The sequence below is a fragment of the Pseudomonas sp. 9Ag genome (assembly GCF_902506445.1).
Taxonomy (GTDB): Bacteria; Pseudomonadota; Gammaproteobacteria; order Pseudomonadales; family Pseudomonadaceae; genus Stutzerimonas; species Stutzerimonas stutzeri_AB.
Genome location: NZ_LR733836.1, coordinates 4,432,009 through 4,451,378 on the forward strand (window position 1 = coordinate 4,432,009; position 19,370 = coordinate 4,451,378).

A 19,370-nucleotide genomic window follows, 5' to 3' on the forward strand; every position below is an offset into this window, starting at 1 on the left:
AGCGCGACATCACCCAGGCGCCCAGCGGTTTTGGCGAGTCTATGTTTAATAAAACGAACAAAACAAGGCTGGAAAAGGCTGCCGCGTAAAAAATATTGATAGGCCTGGTGCCGCTGGTTTAGGGTGCCTTTCTGATTATTCGACAGATTACTGAGGACGCCCCATGACCACCCTGACACTTGCCGATTGGCAACAGCGTGCCCGCGACCTGCGCATCGAAGGCCGGGCCTTCATCCAGGGCGAATACACTGCGCCCAGCGCCGGCGCCAGCTTCGACTGCATCAGCCCGGTCGACGGGCGAGTGCTGGCTCAGGTGGCGAGCTGTGACGAGGCCGATGCTGATCGCGCGGTGATCAGTGCGCGCATGGCCTTCGAGTCTGGCGTCTGGTCACGGATGGCGCCGGCCAAACGCAAGGCCACGATGATTCGCTTCGCCAACCTGATCCAGGCCAACGCTGAAGATCTCGCGTTGCTGGAAACCCTGGACATGGGCAAGCCGATCGGCGATTCGCTGAATGTCGACATGCCTGGCTCGGCCAATGCGCTGCGCTGGTCGGGCGAGGCGATCGACAAGATTTACGACGAAGTCGCGGCCACACCCCATGATCAGCTGGGCCTGGTGACACGCGAGCCGGTGGGTGTGGTGGCGGCCATCGTGCCGTGGAATTTCCCGCTGATGATGGCTTGCTGGAAATTGGGCCCGGCGCTGGCCACCGGCAACTCGGTGGTCCTCAAGCCGTCCGAAAAGTCGCCCCTGACCGCCATTCGCGTCGCGCAGCTGGCCATCGAGGCAGGCATCCCGGCCGGCGTTCTCAATGTGTTGCCGGGCTACGGCCACACCGTAGGCAAGGCGCTGGCGCTGCATATGGATGTCGATACGCTGGTGTTCACCGGCTCCACCCGGGTTGCCAAGCAATTGATGATCTACGCCGGTGAGTCGAACATGAAGCGCGTCTGGCTGGAGGCCGGCGGCAAGAGCCCGAACATCGTCTTTGCCGACGCGCCGAATCTGCAGGCCGCTGCTGCGGCGGCTGCCGGTGCCATTGCCTTCAATCAGGGCGAAGTCTGCACCGCTGGCTCACGGCTGCTGGTCGAGAGTTCGGTCAAGGAGCGCTTCCTACCGATGGTGGTCGAGGCGCTTAAAGGCTGGAAGCCGGGCAATCCGCTGGATCCGGCCACCAATGTTGGCGCGCTGGTCGATACCCAGCAGCTCGATACGGTGCTTGGCTACATCGAGGCCGGTCGCAACGATGGCGCCAAGGTGCTGATCGGCGGCCAGCGGACGATGCAGGACACGGGCGGTCTTTACGTCGAGCCGACCATCTTCGACGGCGTCAGCAATGCAATGAAAATTGCCCGTGAAGAGATCTTCGGGCCGGTGCTGTCGGTGATCACCTTCGATACGGCGGCTGAAGCAGTGGCCATCGCCAATGACACGCCCTACGGTCTCGCTGCCGCCGTCTGGACGGCTGACCTGTCCAAGGCGCACCTGACCGCCAAGGCGCTGCGGGCTGGCAGTGTCTGGATCAATCAGTATGACGGCGGCGACATGACTGCGCCGTTTGGCGGCTTCAAGCAGTCCGGCAACGGCCGCGACAAATCCTTGCATGCCTTCGACAAGTACACCGAACTGAAGGCGACCTGGATCAAGCTGTAAAGACATCCGTAGGGTGGAGGTCGCTTTTTACCTCCACTTTGCTGCACAGCAAGGGTGGATCGATAACGCTTCATCCACCCTACGGTTTCTCGGCGTTTAGCTTTGCCCCCACTGCCCGCTACGACGCATGGCGCCCCATTGATGCTTGCGCCGTGAAAACCATTGCCAGAGTCCACGGCAGCGCCAGAGGGTGTTCAGTTGGCGGTAACCGAAATTCTCCAGCACGGCCATGAGAAACAGCCGTAGCATGTCGCGGCGCCGCTCGTAGACGCGGAATGACAGGGTTTCCAACAGCAAGCCGTTGACCGAGAGCAGAATGCCCATGCCGATGGCGACCAGCAGAAAGGCGGTCAGCGCCGTGTAGGACACCACGCCAAAAATGAACCCGCCGATCATGAATCCGTAACCCACCAGCTCGATCAGCGGGCCCAGCCATTCGAACAGGGCCATGAACGGCCAGGCCAGCCAGCCGGGCGTTCCACCGCGCAGGCTGAAGGCGAGGCGGGCGTGACGGCCCAGACTCTCGGCAAGCCCGCGTTGCCAGCGACTGCGCTGACGGCCGAGGGTGCCAAGGTCTTCCGGGCATTCGGTCCAGCAGATCGGGTCGGGCAAGTAACGGATGCGGTAGGGAATGCGCTTTTCCCGATGATAGCGATGCAGCCGCACCACCAGCTCCATGTCCTCGCCAACCGTGTCGGTGCGATAGCCGCCTACGGCCATGACCCGTTCCTTGTCGAACAGACCAAAGGCGCCGGAGATGATCAGCACGGCGTTCATCGGCGACCAGCCGAGCCGACCGAACAGAAAGGCCCGCAGGTATTCAACGATCTGGAAGCGCGCCAGCCAGTTGCTCGGCAATCCGGCGCGAATCAGGAAGCCACCGCGTACCTCGGAGCCATTGGCGATACGCACCGTGCCGCCCGCCGCAACGGTGCGTTCGTCTTCGAGAAAGGGTTGGACCACGCGTAACAAGCTGTCGCGCTGCAGAATCGAATCGGCATCCACCCCGCAGAACAAGCCGTGCCGCGCGGCGTTGATGCCGGCATTCAGCGCATCGGCCTTGCCGCCATTGGCCTTGTCGATCACCCGCAGGTTGGCGTAGCGCCGTGAGCGGTAGATGGCCTGCACCGGCTGATGGGCGACGGCCTGACGCAGCGGCTCGGGGTGCGGCACCAACTCGAACTCCTCGATCAGCACCGCGAGGGTGTCGTCCTTCGAGCCGTCGTTGATCACCACCACTTCGAATTCGGGGTACTGCAGCTGCAGCATCGAGCGCACCGAGGTACGGATCGTCGCTTCTTCGTTGAACGCAGGCATCAGTACCGAGACCGGCGGCTCTACGCCCAGATAGGGCGCGATCTCGCCGGTTTCGGCACGTTGGCGGATATAGCCCATCAGGCTGACCATCGATAGCACGTTGAGCAGCAGGTACATGCCGTTGAGCAGCAGGAAATAAACGATGAAGCCCAGTTGCAGCCACCACAGCCAGTCGATAGTCACCGCCTGACCTCCGCCATGGCGCGGCGCAGGGCGTCTTGCCCGTAGCGATCATGCACTTGCCTGAACAGCGTCTGCAGCCGTTCCGCGGTGGCGCCCGGTAGGGTGGCCAGACTGTCTGCGGCGGCCTGGCGAACCCACCAGCTGGGGTCGCCCAGCAACGGCATGAACAGTTCGCTGTCGTCACCGCGGGCTTGTTTATGCAGGGCTTGCAGGGCAGCCAGGCGCACATTCTCGTGGCGGTGTTGCAGAGCCCGCAGCAGCCGACCGCGGTCACGTGGATCGCCCAGCTCGCAGAGGCAGCGCAGGGCGACCTGCAACTGCTCAGGCGCCGCGTCCTCTTCCAGCCGCGCGCGGGCCCAGGGCGCGGCGTGACGGGGGTCGCCATGCACCAGCAAAGGCACCAGTCGCTCGCGGCGCGGATCTTCGGAGCCGGAGAGGGTGACCAGCAATGGCAAGGTCACCGCCTGCTCACCGGCCTGCTGACAGAGGCTCGCCAGGCGCGGCAAGGCCCAGTCGGGGCGGGTCACGGCGGTTGGCAAGATCAGCTGCATGGCGCGTGCCGCGTCCATCGCAATCAACGTTTGCGCCGCGGCCAGTGAAACGGTCACGTTGCGGTTCATCAGCAATGGTTGTACGGCTTGCCAATGGGCGGGGTCGGCCAGATGACGTAGACAGGTCAGGCCGATCAGTTTGCTGCGGACCCGGCCGCGCAGCAGCGCCAGGGCCTGTTGGTCCATCCCCAACGCGACCAGCGCGTGGTTCATCCGCTCACGTGCTGCGCCGCGAAGCTGCAGCTGGGTGCGGTTCCACTGCAGCAGAAACCACAGCTGGTGACCCCGCGGCAGCGCAGGAGCCGGCTCTGGCAGCTCGTCACCCAGGCTGCACAGGGCAAAGAAGGGTCGCCACTGGTCATTGAAGGTTTGCCGTCGTGCTGAGCGGCGCCGAGCGACCTCACCGAGCAGCATGACCTGGAACATCACCAACAGCGTCAGCGCGCCCAGGCTCAGTGCACAATAAAGAGCCAGTTGCAGCATGCCGTCTTCGGGCCAGATGCCCAGCCAGGCTTTGCGCGGCGCCTCGCACAGCCAGACCGGGCAGGACTCAGAAAGCATGTCGCAGGCCGAGTTGCAGCCAGCGCCGCGTGTAATAGTCGCCCTGGCGATGCTGACCGACTTCCCAGGTCAGCGCCCAGCGGCTGTCCAGCCAATGGCGGCCCTGCAGGCTGAGGGCGCGTACGTCGCTGGTGATCAGCTGCTGTTCCTCGACCGCTTCTTCCTCACCAATGGTCATGCGTAGACCGGCATAGCTGAGGCCTGCATAGTAGTAGTCCAGCGCCAGATCATGGCCGACCGGCGTGCCGGCATTGGCCACATCGGTGATGTTCAATGTGTAGCCCGCCCGCCATGAGTCCCAGTAGCGTTCGGCGCTGAGGGCCAGCCGCTCGACGCGGGTGGTCTCGTATTCGGTACGGCGTACGCTGACAGCACCGAGGAAGCCCGCCGGCAGTCGCCGTTGCAGACGTAGATCGGCATGCCATTCGGGCAAAAAATAGGGCGAAGGCTGATAGCCGACTTCGGGTTGCAGCGTCCAGTTGTCGTCCAGCGCGATCACCGCGCCCGCCTCGACGCCCTGGTCCCATTCGCCAAAGCGCTGCTCGCGCAGCAGTGCGCCGTACCAGCCGAGCCCTTCCGGTTGCGTCGAGGTGTAATCCAGCCGTTGGCTGCGCCAGTTGTCGAAGCCGCTGTCCAACCAGTCCTGGCGGGCTGAAAGCTCCAGTTCATGTCGCCGTTGTGCCGTGGTGGCGCTGGCAGCCGGCGCTGTGGTCGTGATGGGCGAGGTCAGCGATGCCCGTGCTTGCTGCATCGCCTGCTGGACGTCCGCATAATCCGGTGCGATCTCCGCGGCGCGCTCCAGCGAGAGCAGGGCGGCCTGGGGGCGACCTGCCCACAGCAATGCCTGGCCCTGGCCGAGCAGGTAGTCGGCGTTATCCGGCTCGCGTTCCAACAGCTGCTCATAGAGTGGCAATGATTGCTCGGGTTGTCCCTGCCAGGCGCGCACACGGGCCAGCAGGTACAGCGCCTCGCTGTCGCCGGGTTGCCTTGCCAGTTGCGCTTCCAGCGTTGCTGCCGCGGCGCCGAGTTGCTGGGCATCGACCTGGCGTTGGGCGGTCGCGACGTCGGCCAGTGCCATGGAGGACAGCAGGCATGCGGGCAATGCCAAGGTAAATGCCGTTCGCATCATCGTGGACGCCTCAGCAGACGACGGATACGCGCCAGTAGTTCCTCCGGCTGGAAAGGCTTGGTGACGTAATCGTCGGCACCCAGTTCCAGCGCCCGGACGATATCCGCCTCACGAGCCTTGGCGGTCAGCATCAACACCGGCACCTGTGCCCAACCGGCCTGTGTGCGGAGCCGCTCGATCAGCTCCAACCCGTCGTGGTAGGGCAGCATGATGTCCATCAGGGTCAGATCGGGCGGGCTCGATGTGGTGATCTTCTCAATGGCCTGGCGACCGTCTGCCGCGTGATCGACGACAAATCCGTGCCGTTCAAGCATGAAGCGAATGAGGAACGCGATGTCCTCCTCGTCCTCAACCATCAAGATGCGCTGGCTAGCGGAGTCGCTCATGCGTTGACCTCTTCGGAAATCTGGGTTTGGCTGGGCGGCCATGTCTGCAGCAGTTGCTGGATCAGCGCGGCGAGCTCGTCGCCGTCATGGCGAGACTTGACCAGCTGGCGCAGGGCCAGGCGGCTGTCGTGCACCGGTGAATCCAGCGCGGAAAATATGATCACCGGCGGCGGCGGCGTGCTTTGGGCCAGCTGGTCGAACAATTCGCTGCCGTCGCCGTCGGGCAGCATCAGGTCGATGATCGCCAGGTCGAAGTATTGCTCGTCTATCAGGTGACGGGCCTCGGTAAGCGTAGAGGCGCCATGGAGATCAATCGCCAATGGCTCGACCAGCCGGGCGAGCAGAACGCGCAGATCCTCGTCGTCCTCGACATGAAGAATTCGCGGGCGGGCTCCGTTGGTTCTGAGACAGGCCTGCACCACCTCCATGACCCGTGACGGGTCGACCGGCTTGTGCAACCAGTCGATCACACCGACAGCCCCGCCGCGCAGGGCGCCATCGTCATTGTCGCGACGTTGTGGCTGCAGGCTGACAATCAGCACCGGCAGATGCCGATAGGCATTCTGGCTACGCAGGTTCTGCAGAAAGGCAATGCTGTCTTCGTCGTTCAGTGCGGGGCTGAGCGTCAGTGCCTGGATGCTGAACTCGGCCAGCATTTCTCGCGCTTGAGCCGCGGTGTCGGCGATCAAGGTGCCGTACCCGTGTTGCTGCAGTGCAGTCGCCAGTTGTTCGGCGGCAGCTGCGTCGGGTTCAAGGACGAGGATACGTTCGACCGGTCCATCCTTGCCCGCCTGCGGCAGCGCTTGCGCAACGGTTGGCGGGCTGGCTGACGGAGTCGACGCGACAGGCAGACGGAGCCAGAAACGCGTGCCTTGGCCTTGCTGTGAGTCGAAGCCAATCCGACCGTGCATCTGCTGCACCAGGGAACGGGTGATCGCCAGGCCCAGCCCGGTGCCGCCACGCTTGCGAGCGTCGGAGGAGTCGGCCTGGGCGAACCGCTCGAATATGCGGGCGCGGAAGTCTTCTGGAATGCCTTGCCCCTGGTCCTGGACGCCGATCTCCAGACTGTCGCCGTGGCGACGTACATCGACACTGACGACAGCGCTAGCCGGTGAGTGCTTGATCGCATTGGACAGCAGATTGGCCATCACCTGGGCGAAGCGGTCTGGATCGAGGTTCGCTTCGCCCAGATGCGCGCCGTTTGGCGTCACGAGAACAAGACCGACGCCGTACTCATCGCCGTACGGCTTGAGATCGACCAATGCCTGTTCAACCAGAGTCAGCACCTCGCAGCGGGCAAAGTGGAACGGCAAGCGCCCGGCTTCGAGTTTTTCGATGTCGAGGATGTCGTTGATCAGGCGGACCAGGCGCTCGCTGTTCTTGTGTGCGATGTCCAGCAGTGGTCGAGCGCCTGCGTCGATCTCGCCGGCAACCCCGCCGACCAGCATACCCAGGGCGCCGCGAATGGCAGTTAGAGGGGTCCGTAGCTCATGGCTGACGGTGGAGATGAATTCGGTCTTCATCTGCTCCATGCCTCGCCTGAGCGACATGTCGACCGCAACGGTCACGACATAGCAGGCCCCGTTGGACATGGTCATGGGGCGCTTGACCACCTGCAGCCAGCGCTCCTGGCCGTGCGTATCGGTGAGGCCGACCTCGGTGATGCGCAGTTCGCCACTGCCACACAGCAGCTCGGCCTCGCCCTGCAACAGTGGCAACAGCAGTTTCGCCCCAGTGATGTCTTCGGCCCGGCGACCTTCAATGGCCTCGGGTCGAGTATCAAGCAGGGCGGCAAAGGCACTGTTGCACAGCAGGAAGCGCCCCAGCTCGTCACGCACGAAGATCAGGTTCTCATCAGTGTCGACGACCCGTCGCAGAAAAACTTTCTGGTCCTCGAGCGTATCGCGGTTGCGTTGCAGCTCGGACACGTCACGTGCAATCGCCAGGTGATCACCGAGACCGGTCGGCACCAGACGAACCTCGAAGATCCGCTGCTGATCCAGTTCGCACCAGGTGGTCTGGCGCAGCTGGAGCGAGTTATCGCTATGGGGAAGCAGCCCGAGCAGCAGCGGCTCGATGGTCTGGGCCGCCGGAGCCTGCACCGCGTTTCCTTGCGACAGGGCGGTGATCCTGCGCTGGCCGTCTATGGCATAGAGGTAGTCGGGAACCGCCTGCAGCAGCGCGCCCAGACGCGCCTCGCCAGCTTGCGCCTTGATCGCCAGGGCCTGACGAATCTGCAGGTTGCGGCGGATGGCCCAGAACGCAGCCAGGGACAACGCTGCAACCAGCAGGCTGCCGATCAGTGCAAGCCTGCGGCTGTGTGCGATGGTTTCGGTCACGGCCTGGTTGGCGGCGGCGAGCTGCTTGCGCTCCTGTCGCTCGACCGCATCGAGCAACGCCCGCAGGCGATCCATGATCAGTTTACCGCCGGCCTGGTGCAGGCGCTCGGCCGCCGCTTGCAAGCCGGCAGTGCGGCGCGTCTGGATGTTGCCGGCGGCTATCAGCAGACGCTCGGCGATATTGCGATCCAGTTGCTCGAACCAGCGCTGGTCCGGAAAGGTCCGTTGCTCCAGGAGCCCCTGCAGCTTGCGGCGGTGCGCCTCAATCTGCCGTAGTCCGAGTTCATAGGAATCGAGGTAGTCGGGATCGCCGGTCAGGACGAAGCCGCGCGACCCGGTTTCGATGTCCTGCAGTGAAGACAGCATCGACTGGGTCGCGGTGATGATTTCCAGGCTATGGCTGACCGAGAGATTGGTCGCCAGAACCTGTTCCTGGGTTTGCTTGCCTTGCCAGCCCAATGCGACGAGCAGAATGAAGGCGATCAGGAACGCGAGCCAATGCCAGCTGATCTGGGTTCTTGCGGGCAAACCGGAACTCCTTTCGCCGGTTGAACGAATAGGGACGGCTTCGAAGGCTGGAGCCAGCGCAGGCGTGCCGTCGCCTGCCAGCGCCTGCGAACCGGCCGCGACTGCTATGCAGTGTAGTTGGAGTCCTCAATCGCGTGACGGTTCGCTCGTTTTTCCCGCCAGCCAGCTCGGGTCGTTAGGCGACCTGCACCTGGTTTCGACCGTTGTGCTTGGCGGCATAGAGCGCCTGGTCGGCCAGTTCGAGCATGGCGCCAGCACTGGAGTGGCCGTCGGTCTCGCTTATTCCAGCGCTGAGTGACACGCTGAAGGTGCGCGCGCCGGCGTGGAAGCTCAAGGCGGCGAAGCGCAGGCGGATCTCGTCAAAGATCCGCTTGGCCTGCTCGGCCGGGCAATCCGGCAGCACCGCGACGAACTCTTCGCCACCGTAGCGGCCGATGCTGTCGATACGGCGCAGCCGCTGGCGCATCAGGTTGGCCAGCGAGCGGATGACGTTGTCCCCCGCGGCATGCCCGTACTGGTCGTTGACCTGCTTGAAGTGATCGAGGTCAAGCATCACCACGCTGGTGGGCTTGCCACTGCGTTGCGCGCGTTCCACTTCCAGCGCCACCTGTTCCTTGATGTCGGCGTGCTTGAGCAGGCCGGTCAGGCTGTCTCGCGACAGCGCCATGCTCAGCGAGCGTGCGCGCTGCACGCGCGAGAACACGGCGGCGGTCAGGGCATTGTCGCTGATGGGCTTGGTGATGAAGTCATCACCGGCCTTGAGCAGGGCGGCCATCTGCCGATTGATGTCGGTTTCAGCCGACAGGTAGATGATGGGCACCCGCAGCCACTCGTCATTCAGGCGAATCATCTGCGCCAGCTCGATCCCGGTGAAATCCGGCATGTTCATGTCGAGCAGAACCATTTCCGGATCGAAATCGCGCATCACCTCGAACAGCCGGCTGGGGTCGCTCAAGGTCTGCACCAGCATCTGCGAGTTACGCAGGACCAGGCTGTAACGCGCGGCAAGGTCGTCGTCATCGTCGACGATCAATACCCGGTAAGGCTCGCTCAGCTGCAGGTTGAGGATGTTTTCCAGGCTGTTCTCCAGCTGCGTGACATCCAACGGCCGGACGAAAAACCCCTTGGCACCGGCTCGCACGGCCGCCAGCTGACTGTCGAAATCGGCTCGATGACCAATGACCAGCAGCGGCAACGGCGCCTCCAGGGTTTGCTGCAGCGCGCTGATGGCATCCAGTTCGCCATCGTGCTGGCTGACGATCAGGGCGTCGGGCAGTTGTCCCTGGACAGCGCTCTGCAGCAGTGGGACGTCTGGAAAAATCAGCACTTCATAGCCGAAGTTGCCCAGGGTCTGGCACATGTTCTGGCCGGCATCAACGTCTTTTTCGAGCAGATAGATCCGGCACCCGGCGGGCAGCGCGTCGGGCATGCCGCTGTGCATCTCGCCATGCTGATCACGGCCCCCGGCGCGCTCGGCCGCGGCCATTTGGTTGACCGCTCGAACAAACGCGGAAAGCGCCTGCCCGCTAGGCTTGGCCGCCTCAAGCCAACGCTCTGCGCGTTGCTCGAGCAACCGCGACTGCTCGCCCAGGGTGGTAAAACCAAAGGTGCCCGCCGTGCCGGCTAGGCGATGCAGGCGTTCGTGCAGGTCGAGCATCAGCTGGCGCCGCTGTTCCTGTTCGCGAACCGACTGCAGCTGCTCGGCGTGTTGCTCGAGTGCTGCCAATTCCTCGCTCAAGCGTTCAGCAAACTTTTCGTTGAGTGCCTGCAGTTGGCGTTGCAGCGCTTCGTTAGCGCCCTCATTCATGCTCGGCATTCCATATTTCGTTCAGTTTTGTCGCCAGTTGAAGTGGGTCGAAGGGTTTATGCAACAGTTTGCGCACGCCCAGGCGCTGCAGTTCCTCAGGGTCGCCCGGCTCGTCCGGCTGACCGGTCAGGAGCACCACGGGGGTCTGCTGCAGGTCGATCAGCGGCGCAAGCTGGCGCAACAGTTCGATGCCGCTGATCTGCGGCAGCATCACGTCGAGCAAGATCATGTCTGGCTTGAATCCGGGTGCCTGCTGCAGCGCTTCCTGAGCAGAGGCGCAGCTGAGCACCTTGAACCCCCCCAGCTTCTCCAGCGCGATGCGAGTCACCACTTGAATGGAGGGCACGTCCTCGACGTGCAGAATGCGCAGCAAGGGCTTCACTCGGAGGCCCCATTCAGCGCATGGCAAGGCAGCTCGAACCAGAAGCAGGCCCCAGCACCGGGCGTCGAGTCGAAGCCGATCACGCCGTCCATGTGCTCGATCAGCTCCTTGCTGATCGCCAGGCCCAGGCCGGTACCGCCTTGCTTTCGCGTATCCGACGAATCGGCCTGGGCAAACTTGCTGAAGATGCGCTCACGAAAGGCCTCGCTGATGCCGGGACCCTTGTCGCAGACGCTGACCCGCACCCGCTGAGGGCCGATGAGCTGAGCGCTCATGGCAACGGTTTCGCCGGGCGGGGAATACTTCGCGGCGTTGGACAGCAGGTTGCTCATCACCTGTTCCAGACGCATCGCGTCGACAGTGATCGACACGGCCGGGCAATCCCCCAGCTCGATACTCACCGCATGGCTTTCTGCATAGCCCTGATTGCTGCGCAGCGCCTGCTCAAGCAAGGGTTGCAAGGGCTGCGCCCGCAACTCAAAACGCATCTTGCCGGCGTACAGCTTGTCGATGTCCAAGAGGTCGTCGATCAGTGTGCTCAGCCGCTTGCTGTTCTGGTGGGCAATCTCCAACAGCTCCTGCAGGTGCTCGGGCACCTCGCCCATGACCCGCCCGCAAATCAGTCCGAGCGATGCGGTAATGGACGTCAGCGGGGTGCGCAGTTCGTGGCTGACGGTCGAGACGAAGTCCCGTTGCAGGTTCTCGATCTGCTTGCGCTCGGTGATGTCGTGCAACACCACCACCGCACCGTTCTGCTGGCCGTTAGAGGCGTACATCGGATCGGCGTTGGCCAGCACATAGCGCGGCGTGCCATGCAGCACGATGGCCATCTCCAGATTACGGATGTGCTCGCCACGCAAGGCGCGTATCAGTGGGAGCTCATCCGTCACCATCGGTGTGGTGCCGTCCGCATGATAGAGATGATAGGCATCGGGCCACTGCTCCGGCGCAATCTGCTCGGCATCGAGGCCGTGCCAGCGGCGGGCGGTGTGGTTGAACAAGGTGAGGTTGCAGTCGGCGTCGCAGGCCACTACCCCTTCGGACAGGGCCTCGAGCAGGCGTCGATTCATTTCCTGTTGCTTGTCCAGCTCCAGCTGCTCGGCCTTGCGCTCGGTGACATCGGTCACCAGCCCGTGCCAAAGCACTGAACCGTCCGCTTGACGCATGGGCGTGGCGCGGGCTTCAACCCAGATTATGCCCTTGCGAGGATGGTCGATCCGGTGCTCGAAGTGCCACGGCGTCAGGGTCGAGGCGGCTTGGCGGATGCTCGCTAGTACATGCTCGCGGTCCTCGGGGTGAACTCGCTCGTAAATCGGCCCGATGCTGGGCGCCATCTCGGCGGCGCTCAGGCCGTAGATGTCTTCGACACCCTCACTGAGGTACGGGAACGAACTGTTGCCGTCGGGGCGCCAGCAGAACTGGAACAGCATGCCGGGAACCTGCGCCGCGATCTGCTGCAGGCGCAGTTGCAGGTGTTCCTGGTGGGCCAGGTCATAGGCACTGACGATGTAGCCGCGCAACAGCTCGCGCTCATCGTGTATCGCCGAGACATTCAGCAGCACCGGCACGCCACTGCCGTTGCGGTGCAGCAGACGCCACTCGCGCATTTCGCGGCGGCCTTCGAGCAGCGGTGCGGTGAGCACGGCGAATCCCGGCTCGATGGGTTCACCCAGCGCATTGCCGAGAATGGTCGCGCGGCGCTGCAGCGCCTCCTCCGGGAACAGCACTGACGTCAGCGGCTGGCCGATCAGCATCTGCTCGGAATAGCCGAACAGGCGCTCGGCGGTGGGGTTGACGCCCGATATGTGCCCGTCGTCGGTGGTTACCAGCATCGCGCTCGCGGCGCTGTTGAGCAAAGCCTGTTGCAGCGCCGCTTGCTCGGCGTAGCGGTGGGACTGCAGGCGTTCTTCGAACAGCCGCATGATCTGTCGACTGAGGCGTTCCAATGCACCGCGTTGCGCTTCGCTGAGCTGTCGCGGCTGACGGTCGATGACGCAAAGGGTGCCGAGGTTATAGCCGTCCGGTGAGATTAGCGGCGCACCGGCATAGAAGCGGATGTGCGGGTCGCCGGTGACCAACGGGTTATCAGAAAAACGCGTGTCCCGATGCGCATCCTCGACTTCGAAGACGCCCTCGCCTTCGATGGTGTAGGTGCAAAACGACAGCTCTCGCGGGGTTTCACTGACCTCAAGGCCGAGGCGGCTCTTGAACCACTGGCGATGGTCGTCGACCAACGAGATCAGCGCGATGGGGGTGTCACAGATGTAGGCAGCCAGCTCGGTGAAATCGTCGAAAGCGGATTCATCAGGCGTGTCGAGAATCTCGTAGCGCAGCAACGCTGCGAGTCGGGACAGCTCGCGGGGCGGGGAGGGGGCGGGTATCGATTTCGATGACTCCATCTGGCTGGGCTCTCTCGGATTCAGGGCCAACGGCTTACTTGCCGCCAGCCTCCCAGATGGCTTGGATCTGGCTGGCCAGGCGCATCGGATCGAAGGGTTTGACGATCACATCGCGGGCACCGAGGTTGCGCAGGTGCTCAATCTCGCTTGGCTGGACCTTGGCGGTCATGAACACCACCGGGACCTGTGCCAGATCGATCCGCTCGCTGAGCCGGGTGAGGGTCTCGGGGCCGCCCATTCCGGGCATCATCACATCCAGCAGGACGAACTGTGGGGCGAAGGCTTCCACCTCTTCGAGCGCCTGGTGGCCGGATGAGCACGACTGCACCTGATAACCCCCGATTGCCTCCAGCGAGACTTTGACCACCGCCTGAATGGACGGATCGTCCTCGACATGCAGAATCCGTTTCAGCTCGCCCATGCGAGACCTCCAACAAAAGCGTGCCTGGCGCGCTCGAAAATGAACAGTTTGCCAGCTTGCTCATCGGCTGACGCGGCACACTAGAAAAATAGTCGCTTAACCAGCTTCCTGCATTGGCAGTTCGAACCAGAAGCGTGCGCCCTTTTCCCGCTCCGAGTCGAAACCGATGCTCCCGTTCATGTGCTCGATCAGCTCCTTGCTGATGGCCAGGCCAAGGCCTGTACCGCCCTTTTGGCGGGTATCAGACGAGTCCGCTTGGGAAAACTTCTGAAAAATCCGCTGGCGGAAGCTGAGGGGAACGCCGGGGCCGGCGTCGTCAACGATTACGCGGATCTGATCACCATGGCGCTGGCTGCTTAAGGTTACGACTGCTCCCGGTGGGGAGAATTTCGCCGCGTTGGACAGCAGGTTTGCCAGCACCTGCTGCAGACGGTGCGCGTCCACGCTAACGGTTGCCGCGGCTTTCTCGCCCAGCTCGATACGTACCCCGAGCTGTTCGGCATAGGCCTGATTCGAGTGCAATGCATCCTCCAGAATCGGCGCGAGAGGCTGCGGCTGCAGCTGGAAACTCATCTGCCCGGCAATCAGCTTTTCCATATCCAGCAGATCGCCGATGAGTAATCCGAGGCGCTGGCTGTTCTGTTGCGCGATGCCGAGCATTTGCCTCATGGCCGGCGGAGCCTCGCCAACGGCGCCGCCAAGGATCAGGCCCAGTGCCCCGGAAATCGAAGTCAGCGGCGTGCGCAGTTCATGACTGACGATGGAGACGAACTCGCTCTTCATTCGATCGACGCGCTTGCGCTCGGTGATGTCGCGCACCAGCCCTATGAACTTACGTTCACCGCGGTGACTGATTTCCGAAACGCGCAGCTCGATGGTGAACAGTTCGCCGTTGCGGCGAACCGCCTGCAATTCGCGGTTCTGCTCCAGGCTGCGACCTTCCCCGCGTCTTTCGTAGTCTTCTAGATACCCGTCATGGGCAGCGCGATGGGGCTCGGGCATGAGAAGCGACAGGTTGCGCCCAAGCACTTCCTCTTCGCTGTAGCCGAAGGTGCGTTCCGCGGCGTGGTTGAAGGTCTCGATCAAGCCGCGCTGGTTGATGATGATGATGGCGTCGATGACATTGGCGATCAGCAGGCGCACGTAGCTCTCGCGCTCATGGGCTTCGCGCTCGGCCAATGCGCGGGCGGTGACGTCGCCGATGAAGCCGTCGTACCACTGCACCCGGCCATCGGCGTCGCGCAGCGCGCGTCGGTTCTCTTGCACCCAGAGCGTTTCACCGCGGGCGTTGATCAGTCGGTAGGTGCGCTCGAACGGGTCCGCGCCATCGTCCTCTAGACTCGTGCGGTCTTCAGGGTGAATAACGCTGCTGTACTGGCGTGTGCCTGGCGCTACGAAGTCGCTGGCGGGGTAACCGGTCAGGCGTTCGATGCCGTCGCTCAGGTAACTGAGGGTCCGTTCGGTATCGACGCCGCGGCGGTAGACCACGCCCGGCAGGTTGCTGACCATGCTGCGGAAGCGGCTTTCGCTCTCACGCAAGGCGAGCGTCGCGCTCATCAGTGGGGTGATGTCAGCGATGAATCCATGCCAGAGGACGGACCCGTCGCGAAGGCGCTCGGCGTTTGCGCGCACTTCAACCCAGATCAGTCCCTTGTTTGGATTTTTGATGCGGTAGCGCGTAGCACCACTGCCCAAAGTGACTACCGAGCGTTCGATCGCGGCTCTGAGGTTGGGGCGGTCAGGGTCATACACGGCGGCAAAGGCAATGTCTGCGTTTTCGACCAGCTGTTCCGGGCTGATCCCGTACAGTTCGCGTGCACCTTCGCTGGCATAAAGGAAGCTGTAGCTGCCGTCGCCGGAGCGCTTCAGCTGGTAGACCATGCCCGGCAGCAGGCTGGTGATTTTCTGGCCGCGTTCGAGCAGGCGACGGCGGGCGCGCTCCTGCTGTGTGGAACGGATCTGGTGAAGACGTTGCACGATGCCGCGGCGGTGCAGCATGAACCCCAGCATGAGCAGCAATGCTTCGGCGATGAGCCACGCCAGGCCCCATTTCAAGAGCAGACGGCGTTCAGCCTGTTGCTGCTCACGAAGTGCCAGGGTGATGTCGCGCCAGACCAGCGCAACCGCCATGGGCAAGCGACCGGGACTGTATTCAGCCCGGACGTCATGCAGCGGAATCTGGTTGAGCAAAAAGCTGCGGCCGTTTGATTCAAGCATGCGCAGGGCCTGCCCCGCTTCGGGTGCCGGGAGCGACTGCTGCTCTGCCCATTGCAGGATCTGGGGTGCCGAGTGGGTATCGAGTAACCAACCGCTTAGGCCCTCGAGCTGGATGCCCACCGGGCGCGCCCAGAGCATTTCCTCCAGTTCGGCACGGTTGACCAGCAGACCGAGACCGGCATTCAACTGATCGCCCAGTTCGGGCAGATCCGGAAGAATCTCGAACCCCACCTCCAGAGCGCCGATCACTTCGCTTTCAGGGCTGCTGCTGGCGCGTATCGGTACGATCGCCCGGTTGCCTGCGCTGTGTTGGCCGATGTCCAGGCCAGAGACGGTCTGTCCTTGGGACAGGGCCTTGTAGAGCAATGGTCTGCGGTCGGCCACCGCGTCGCCAAAGGCGTCCAGGTCCTGCATGCGCAACAGGGCGATCCCAGCCTCGCCCCAGTAGAGCTGCAACTGACGGGCACCATGGGCCTGCATCGCCGTCCAGGTTGGCATCAGCGACTGGGTCAGTTGCTGGCGTATGCGCGCCATGCGCGGGCCGTGCCACTGGGCACCCGCCTTGATGGCCCGGTCTGCCTGGCGCACCAGACGCAAGGTTTCGGGGCTGGCACTGAGCGTTCGGGCAATCAACCGGGCCTGTTTTTCCAGGCCCTGCTGGGCGCTACGCAACGCCAATGCCTGCAGCTCGCCCTGTTGCGCCGTTTGTAACGACCAGAGTGTGCCTCGGGCCTGAAAATCATTGAAGGCCAAACCGCCGAAGAGCAGGGCCAACAGCAGGCTGCCGACGCCAAGTAGCCATCGAGGGCTGGAGGAATGGGGGTGAGTGCTCATGGCTCTGTTCTGGGCAAAGACCGGCGCGCCTCGCGCGGCTTCGCGTGGGGCAGACGTCCGACCGGACGAAAAAGAGTGATGGCTATATGCTATCGCGAAAGCGCCGTCCGTTGCTTTGCTGTATCGGCCGCGTGGGCTGTTTCTGTCAGACCCTGAAACGAAAAAGAAACGCTGAACGACAGGCGGCGGCTTATCCAGGCAGGCAGCGTGGATAATGAGTCAGGTCCGTGTTTGCGGATCGGCTTTCTACACCGCGAGGCAGCGACACTATGTGGTACACCGGTTTTCTCAACCTTTCCGCCTGGCAGGTCGTTGCGACCACTCTCATTCTTACCCATGTCACCATCGTTGCGGTCACCGTTTATCTGCATCGTTACTCCGCTCACCGCTCACTTGAGTTGAATGCGGGGCTCAAGCATTTTTTCCGCTTCTGGTTGTGGCTGACCACGGCGATGAATACCCGCGAATGGACTGCCATCCATCGCAAGCATCACGCCAAATGTGAAACCCCGGATGATCCGCACAGCCCGGTGCAGAAGGGGCTGGGCACCGTATTGCGTAGCGGCGCCGAGCTGTACATGGAAGAGGCGAAGAACGAGGAGACCCTGCGGATCTACGGGAAGAACTGCCCGGACGATTGGATCGAGCGCAACCTGTATTCCCGCTTTCCCAACCTCGGCATCGTGCTGATGCTCGGCCTCGACCTGGCGCTGTTCGGCGTGATCGGCCTGACGGTCTGGGCTGTGCAGATGATCTGGATTCCGCTGTGGGCTGCGGGTGTGGTGAACGGGTTGGGGCATGCGGTGGGCTATCGCAATTTCGAATGCCGCGATGCCGCGACCAATCTGGTGCCCTGGGGCATCCTCATCGGTGGCGAGGAGCTGCACAACAACCATCACACCTACCCGAACTCGGCCAAGCTCTCGGTGCGCAAGTGGGAGTTCGACATGGGCTGGGCGTGGATCAAGCTGTTCAGTCTGCTCGGCCTGGCCAAGGTCAACCGCACGGCACCCATTGCCCACCGCGTCACGCCCAAGCATCAGCTGGACATGGACAGCGCCATGGCCATTCTCAACAACCGTTTCCAGATCATGGCGCAGTACCGCAAACTGGTGATCAAGCCGCTGGTTCAGCTCGAATTGCAGCGTGCCGATGCCTCCATGCGGCATCAGTTCCGCCGTGCCAAGCGGTTGCTGTCGCGTGAGCCGAGCCTGCTGCAGCACGACCAGCAGGCGCATATCGAGGTAATCCTGGAGCAGAGCCAGTCGTTGCGGGTGATCTACGAGCAGCGCCTGGCCCTGCAACAGATCTGGAGCCGCACCAGTGCCAACGGCCACGACATGCTGGCCGCGATCAAGCAGTGGGTCCAAGACGCCGAGGCCAGCGGTATTCAGTCGTTGCGTGAATTCGCCGAGCACCTCAAGACCTATTCGCTGAGACCGGCTGTCGCCCAAGCCTGACCTCTGATCGGCGCGACCTATGGCTGGCGCGCCGGCCGGAACTTTGCCTTCTTGCCACTCTCTGAACTGCATTCTGGTGCTATTGCGACAGTTACCCAGCGGGTCTCCGCCGGTGCCTGACGCCATTTTTTGGAAGCAGGTATGAATCTGGTGAAGCAGCGAAGCGACACGGGTGTCGGGATCCTTCCGCCGACCGAGGCGCAAACCCTTTTAGCGTTGATGCACGCGCGTGCCGAAGTCGAGCGCCTGAGCGAGCGCGAGCAGTTGTTCAGCACCCTGATGGGGGCTGTCAACGCGGTGCTCTGGGCATTCGACTGGCAAGCCCAGCAGATGATCTACGTCAGCCCGGCCTATGAGCAGATCTTTGGCCGCTCGGCCGCCTTGCTGCTGTCTGACTTCGGCGAGTGGCGCAACAGCATCTACCCGGACGATCTGGAGTACGCCCAGCAGAGCATGCTCGATGTGCTCGACAAGGGCGCAGTCGAAGAGCGTGAGTACCGCATCATTCGCACCGATGGGCAGCTGCGCTGGCTCAGTGATAAGTGCTTCATTGCGCGTAACGCGGACAGCACGCACGGGCCGATCATCGTCGGGATCGCCGAGGACATCACCGAAAAGAAGCAGCTTGAAGGCGAGCTGCAGCGCTTGGCCACGATTGACGTCCTGACCCAGAGCAGCAACCGGCGTTACTTCTTCGAATGCGCTCAGCGCGAGTTCGATCTGGCCCGGCTATACGCCACGTCCCTGGCGTTCCAGCTGCTGGACATCGATGACTTCAAGCGCATCAACGACACCCACGGTCATCAGATGGGCGATCAGGTGCTGCAGCGCGTGGCCCAGTGCGGCTCGTCGGTATTGCGCCGCGGTGATCTGTTCGGCCGGATCGGTGGTGAGGAGTTTGCCTTGCTGCTTCCAGGTTGCCAGCCGGACCTTGCCGAGCAGATCGCCGAACGCTTGCAGCGTGAAATCCAGCGGCTGGTGTTCACCAGTCCCGACGGGCAGCGCTTCGGCGTCACCATCAGCCTGGGCGTGACCTACCTGAGAGCCAGCGATCCTGACCTCAGCGCCCTGTTTGCTCGCGCCGATGCGGCCATGTACACCGCCAAACGTCTGGGTAAGAACCAGGTGATCGTCGCCTGAAGCGATGTAATGCAGAAGACCGCTGCGTAGCCTGGGCTAGCAGCGGTTTTTTTGATTCG

13 protein-coding genes are annotated in these 19,370 nt (G+C 63.0%); 3 read left to right on the forward strand and 10 right to left on the reverse strand.

What is annotated here, in order from left to right:
• Nucleotides 1-163 precede the first annotated feature (163 nt).
• A complete protein-coding gene (locus ALTERO38_RS20380; protein WP_159969510.1) occupies nucleotides 164-1,657 on the forward strand; it encodes an aldehyde dehydrogenase in 1,494 nt (497 codons plus the stop codon).
• Between the two features lie 96 nt (nucleotides 1,658-1,753).
• Here the strand turns inward: ALTERO38_RS20380 and ALTERO38_RS20385 are convergent, their stop codons facing one another.
• The 10 genes from ALTERO38_RS20385 to ALTERO38_RS20430 form a co-directional block, all read right to left on the reverse strand.
• Nucleotides 1,754-3,157: a glycosyltransferase family 2 protein gene (locus ALTERO38_RS20385; RefSeq protein ID WP_159969511.1), complete on the reverse strand. Its 1,404-nt coding sequence runs from the start codon at nucleotides 3,155-3,157 to the stop codon at nucleotides 1,754-1,756.
• Nucleotides 3,154-4,269: a HEAT repeat domain-containing protein gene (locus ALTERO38_RS20390; RefSeq protein WP_178114612.1), complete on the reverse strand. Its 1,116-nt coding sequence runs from the start codon at nucleotides 4,267-4,269 to the stop codon at nucleotides 3,154-3,156. The genes ALTERO38_RS20385 and ALTERO38_RS20390 overlap by 4 nt, the downstream gene beginning before the upstream one ends.
• The gene (locus ALTERO38_RS20395) at nucleotides 4,259-5,398 is read right to left on the reverse strand and encodes a YaiO family outer membrane beta-barrel protein (RefSeq protein ID WP_256663926.1); all 1,140 of its coding nucleotides are present in this window, start codon (nucleotides 5,396-5,398) and stop codon (nucleotides 4,259-4,261) included. The genes ALTERO38_RS20390 and ALTERO38_RS20395 overlap by 11 nt, the downstream gene beginning before the upstream one ends.
• Nucleotides 5,395-5,784 carry a response regulator transcription factor gene (locus ALTERO38_RS20400; protein WP_159969512.1) on the reverse strand — a complete coding sequence of 130 codons (390 nt, stop codon included), beginning with the start codon at nucleotides 5,782-5,784 and terminating at the stop codon, nucleotides 5,395-5,397. The genes ALTERO38_RS20395 and ALTERO38_RS20400 overlap by 4 nt, the downstream gene beginning before the upstream one ends.
• Nucleotides 5,781-8,651, reverse strand: coding sequence for an ATP-binding protein (locus ALTERO38_RS20405; RefSeq protein ID WP_159969513.1), 2,871 nt, complete (start codon nucleotides 8,649-8,651; stop codon nucleotides 5,781-5,783). The genes ALTERO38_RS20400 and ALTERO38_RS20405 overlap by 4 nt, the downstream gene beginning before the upstream one ends.
• Nucleotides 8,652-8,826: 175 nt before the next feature.
• Nucleotides 8,827-10,458, reverse strand: coding sequence for a diguanylate cyclase (locus ALTERO38_RS20410; RefSeq protein WP_159969514.1), 1,632 nt, complete (start codon nucleotides 10,456-10,458; stop codon nucleotides 8,827-8,829).
• On the reverse strand, nucleotides 10,451-10,840 hold the full coding sequence (locus tag ALTERO38_RS20415) for a response regulator (RefSeq protein WP_159969515.1): 390 nt from the start codon (nucleotides 10,838-10,840) through the stop codon (nucleotides 10,451-10,453). The genes ALTERO38_RS20410 and ALTERO38_RS20415 overlap by 8 nt, the downstream gene beginning before the upstream one ends.
• Complete coding sequence (locus ALTERO38_RS20420; protein ID WP_159969516.1) at nucleotides 10,837-13,239, reverse strand: PAS domain S-box protein; 2,403 nt, start codon at nucleotides 13,237-13,239, stop codon at nucleotides 10,837-10,839. Before ALTERO38_RS20420 ends, ALTERO38_RS20415 begins: the two co-directional genes overlap by 4 nt.
• 34 nt (nucleotides 13,240-13,273) lie before the next feature.
• Nucleotides 13,274-13,660, reverse strand: coding sequence for a response regulator (locus ALTERO38_RS20425; protein ID WP_102836436.1), 387 nt, complete (start codon nucleotides 13,658-13,660; stop codon nucleotides 13,274-13,276).
• A 96-nt stretch (nucleotides 13,661-13,756) separates the two neighbouring features.
• The gene (locus ALTERO38_RS20430) at nucleotides 13,757-16,711 is read right to left on the reverse strand and encodes a PAS domain S-box protein (RefSeq protein WP_159969517.1); all 2,955 of its coding nucleotides are present in this window, start codon (nucleotides 16,709-16,711) and stop codon (nucleotides 13,757-13,759) included.
• Between the two features lie 269 nt (nucleotides 16,712-16,980).
• Here ALTERO38_RS20430 and desA point away from each other — a divergent pair, with 269 nt between their 5' ends.
• Nucleotides 16,981-18,171 (forward strand): delta-9 fatty acid desaturase DesA, encoded by a 1,191-nt coding sequence (desA, locus tag ALTERO38_RS20435; protein WP_159969518.1) that lies wholly within the window; start codon nucleotides 16,981-16,983, stop codon nucleotides 18,169-18,171.
• A gap of 141 nt (nucleotides 18,172-18,312) precedes the next feature.
• Nucleotides 18,313-19,311 (forward strand): sensor domain-containing diguanylate cyclase, encoded by a 999-nt coding sequence (locus ALTERO38_RS20440; protein ID WP_159969519.1) that lies wholly within the window; start codon nucleotides 18,313-18,315, stop codon nucleotides 19,309-19,311.
• Nucleotides 19,312-19,370: the final 59 nt, after the last annotated feature.